The 3,455-nt window shown below is 59.0% G+C and carries 3 protein-coding genes and 1 pseudogene; 2 read left to right on the top strand and 2 right to left on the bottom strand.

What is annotated here, in order from left to right; all coding sequences use genetic code 11:
* Positions 1-284: pseudogene (locus ACGVJ8_RS04680) on the top strand (cell division protein FtsH); the annotation flags it as partial.
* Positions 285-312: 28 nt separating this feature from the next.
* Entirely contained in the window at positions 313-957 is a 645-nt protein-coding gene (locus tag ACGVJ8_RS04675) for a bifunctional 4-hydroxy-2-oxoglutarate aldolase/2-dehydro-3-deoxy-phosphogluconate aldolase (RefSeq protein WP_392345872.1), read from the top strand.
* A 544-nt stretch (positions 958-1,501) separates the two neighbouring features.
* Here the strand turns inward: ACGVJ8_RS04675 and aroC are convergent.
* Positions 1,502-2,596: a chorismate synthase gene (gene aroC / locus ACGVJ8_RS04670; protein ID WP_392345870.1), complete on the bottom strand. Its 1,095-nt coding sequence runs from the start codon at positions 2,594-2,596 to the stop codon at positions 1,502-1,504.
* Positions 2,597-2,635: 39 nt separating this feature from the next.
* A complete protein-coding gene (locus tag ACGVJ8_RS04665; protein WP_392345867.1) occupies positions 2,636-3,094 on the bottom strand; it encodes a cupin domain-containing protein in 459 nt (152 codons plus the stop codon).
* Positions 3,095-3,455 lie beyond the last annotated feature (361 nt).

Genomic DNA, 3,455 nt, shown 5'->3' with positions numbered 1-3,455 from the left:
ACGAACTGGGTCCCGTTGCTCTTGGGCGTGCGCAAGGTGGCATGTTCCTTGGACGCGACATCGCTGCGGAGCGTGACTTTTCTGAGGAAACCGCCGCGATGATCGACAAAGAGGTTTCCGAGCTGGTGGACGTGGCCTACAAGCGCGCCACCAAGGTTCTTGTTGACAATCGAGCCGTTTTGGATGAATTGGCCGAGATGCTCGTTGAGCAGGAGACTGTTGATGCTGAAGAGCTTCAGGAGCTGCTGATTAAACGTGACGTCCGGGTCGCCGAATACGTCTGATTTCGATTCGTCTTCCAACCCTTGGCTGGTGCGGCAGGAACTTTTGGTTGCATCCCTGCAGCATCAGCCTCTTTTGTTGGTGATTCGGCCTGAGCCCGACGACCTCGTGGCTTCAAGTTTGGGGTCTGGTTTGTTGGAGCAGGTGCAGCAGTTATATGCTGCAGGACTTCGACATCTCGAAGTGGCCTGGCTTGACCAGCCTGGCTGGATCGGGTTCATGCAACGGGTGCAGGACCATTGCCCTGGACTGAATTTGGGGGCGGCCTCGGTGACGGTCTCCAAGGCGCTCAACGATCTATCGCGGCTGGATCTCAGCTATGCGATGGCACCTTGCTGGTGCCCGGAGCTTGTGGCGCAGGCCAGAGGGCTTGGGGTTTTGCTGGTGCCTGGGGTCTTTAGCCCCACCGAGGTTCATCAGGCCATGCGGTTCGGCTGTCGTGTCGTCAAGCTGTTTCCCGCTGCCAATCTGGGACCTGGCTACTGGAGCCGCTTGCAAGCACCCCTCGGTCCCCTGCCCTTCGTTATTGCGGCCGGTGGTCTTGAGGTGGGCGATCTCCCTGCATGGCTAGAGGCTGGGCATGGCGCCGTGGCCCTGGGCGGCAGGGTGGTGGGATCGCTGCCTGCCTTCCAGGCACTTCTCGACTGGCTGCACCAATCGAGAAGCCAGCGCTGATGCCAACAACTGGTCGATATGCGTCCAAGACGCTACAGATGAGATAGCTATTTAACTGCGTCATGTCGTAGCTCACGATCAAGCTCAGCGATAAGGCCGATGCCCTGATCGCTCAGCTTCAGAAGGAGATTTTCAATTGCCGGCGCAAGAAGGTTTCGGCTGCTGGGGTCGTAGAGACCCTGGTGGAGAGCGGAGCGAAATCGCAGTCTGACAAGCGTTTTTCTACGTCATGGACCAATCTGATCAAGGACATCGAGAAGGCGGCCAAGCTGTCCTATGCCCATAGCAGCAAGCCATTCACCCTCAGCGATTAGGAGTGGGCCTTGGTGTTGAGTCATCGCAGCCGTGGAACGACAGGTCGTGCGCGCCGGACGGTGAAGAAAACGATGGCTGCCAAGAAACCAGCCTCAGCTAAGGTTCAGGCCAGCAAGAAGCCCGCTTGCCGGACCCGCAGCGCGCAAAGACGAAAGCGGCCGTAGCGGCGGTGAGCTCCAGCTCCAGCACAGCGGTGGGTTCCGTTTGATCTAACTGGAGGGGGTGGTGCTCACCAAAGGCTGCATTGCCCCTGCTGCCTCAGCAGGTGATCAGCCAGAACGAGTGCCACCATCGCCTCCACCATCGGTACGGCTCGAGGCAGAACGCAGGGGTCGTGCCGTCCTTTCCCCGCGAGTGTGGTTGCCTTGCCATCGGAATCGATGGTTTGCTGCTCTTTGCGGATCGTGGCCGTTGGCTTGAAGGCCACCCGGATCACAATCGGCTCACCGTTGCTGATTCCTCCTTGGATGCCGCCGGAATTGTTGGTGGCGGTCTTCAGCCGACCATCGTCGCTCGGCACAAAGGCATCGTTGTGCTCGCTGCCTTTCAACACCGTTCCATCGAAACCAGACCCAATTTCAAATCCCTTGGTGGCCGGCAACGACATCACAGCTTTGGCGAGGTCGGCTTCGAGTTTGTCGAACACCGGCATGCCTAGACCAATGGCGGGATGGCGCACCACGCATTCGATCACCCCGCCGCAGGAATCACCATCGCGGCCAATGGCTTCGATGCGTTCAATCATCTGCTCGGCGATCGCTGGCTCGGGACACCGAACGATGTTGGCCTCCACCTCGCTCAGCTGAACCTGCTGTGGATCGATGCCGGAGGCTTCGATGGTGTGGATCCTCTTCACCCAGGCCAGGATTTCAGTTCCTGTTGCTTGTTTCAGCAGTTGTTTGGCGATCGCACCTGCAGCGACACGGCCGATGGTTTCCCGCGCTGATGCACGTCCCCCACCGCTGCGGGCCTGAATTCCATACTTCGCCTGGTAGGTGGCATCGGCATGGGAGGGCCGAAAGGCGACCGCCATGTCCTCGTAATCCCCGGGCCGTTGGTCCTTGTTCCGCACGACCATGGCAATCGGGGTGCCAAGCGTCATGTCGCCATCCAGCAGGCCACTGAGAATTTCCACCTGGTCCACTTCCTTGCGCGGGGTGGTGATGTGGCTTTGGCCTGGCTTGCGTCGATCCAGTTCGGCCTGAATCGACTCGACGCTGAGGCTGAGCCGTGGTGGACAGCCCTCAATAATCACACCCACCCCTCCCCCGTGGGATTCACCGAAGGTGCTGATCCGGAAGAGGTCGCCGAAGCTGCTGCCCATGGCCATTGATCGATGTGGTGAGGCTACGAAGCCATCGGTTCAGATCAACTCCGGATGGGGCAATTTCGGACGTTCTGTCGCGGGATGCTGCCGGGCCATCTCGAAATCACAGAAGTCAAACCCCGGCCCTACACAACAGCTCACAAGGGAGTAATCACCCAGACTCCGCGTCGCCTGCCAGGCGTTGGCGGGAACCACCTGGACGGGGTTGGATGCATACAAAGCATCACGTTGCAGCCCTGTGCCATCGGCCTGGCACTGAAAGAACTCCAGCGTTGCCCCATCAATGTGCGTCCAGACTTCGTCTCCACCGATCACCCGATGCCAGCAACTGATGGCACCGGCGGGCAGCAAAAACAGAATGGCCGTCAAGGCAGATCGCTCGGCACCGTCCTGTAGTTGAACTTGGTCTGGGCTGCGATGCAACTCGCGGTACCAGCCCCCCTCTGGATGGGGCATCAAGCCGAGGTGCTGGATCAGGGTTTGCGTCTGATTCATTGCAGTCCTGCACGCCCGCGCATGTTCTGCACGTGCTGCCAGATCTGGACCACCCACAGGAAGTCCAGCTCATGCCGATCAGCCAAAACGGTTGAATCCTGGATTAATTCAGGCAAAAGCTCCTTCAGTGAGCGGTCAGCACCTGGTTGGCGGGTCAACGTTGCGATAGTTCCTTTTTGCTGAGTCGACTCAAAGCGTTGCTGAGGGGTTGGCAATCTTTTGTTGAGAGATCGGAACCACAGGAACAGCAGACACAACAAAAAGCCCCCTCCGAGGAGGGGGCTTTCCGACTCAGTTGATCTGAATCGTTTGTTGATTCCAGATCAACCGATGGCAGGAGCCTGCAGAGCCACAGGGGTGG

Origin of the sequence: Parasynechococcus sp. (assembly GCF_042954245.1) — a bacterium.
Taxonomy (GTDB): domain Bacteria; phylum Cyanobacteriota; class Cyanobacteriia; order PCC-6307; family Cyanobiaceae; genus Parasynechococcus.
Note: the sequence above shows the minus strand (reverse complement) of the source record. Positions and strands in the feature narration are given on the sequence as shown.

Bases quoted from the DNA above. Each gene is read 5' to 3' on its own strand.
- aroC (WP_392345870.1), bottom strand. From the start codon at position 2,596: ATGGGCAGCAGCTTCGGCGACCTCTTCCGGATCAGCACCTTCGGTGAA.
- ACGVJ8_RS04665 (WP_392345867.1), bottom strand. From the start codon at position 3,094: ATGAATCAGACGCAAACCCTGATCCAGCACCTCGGCTTGATGCCCCAT.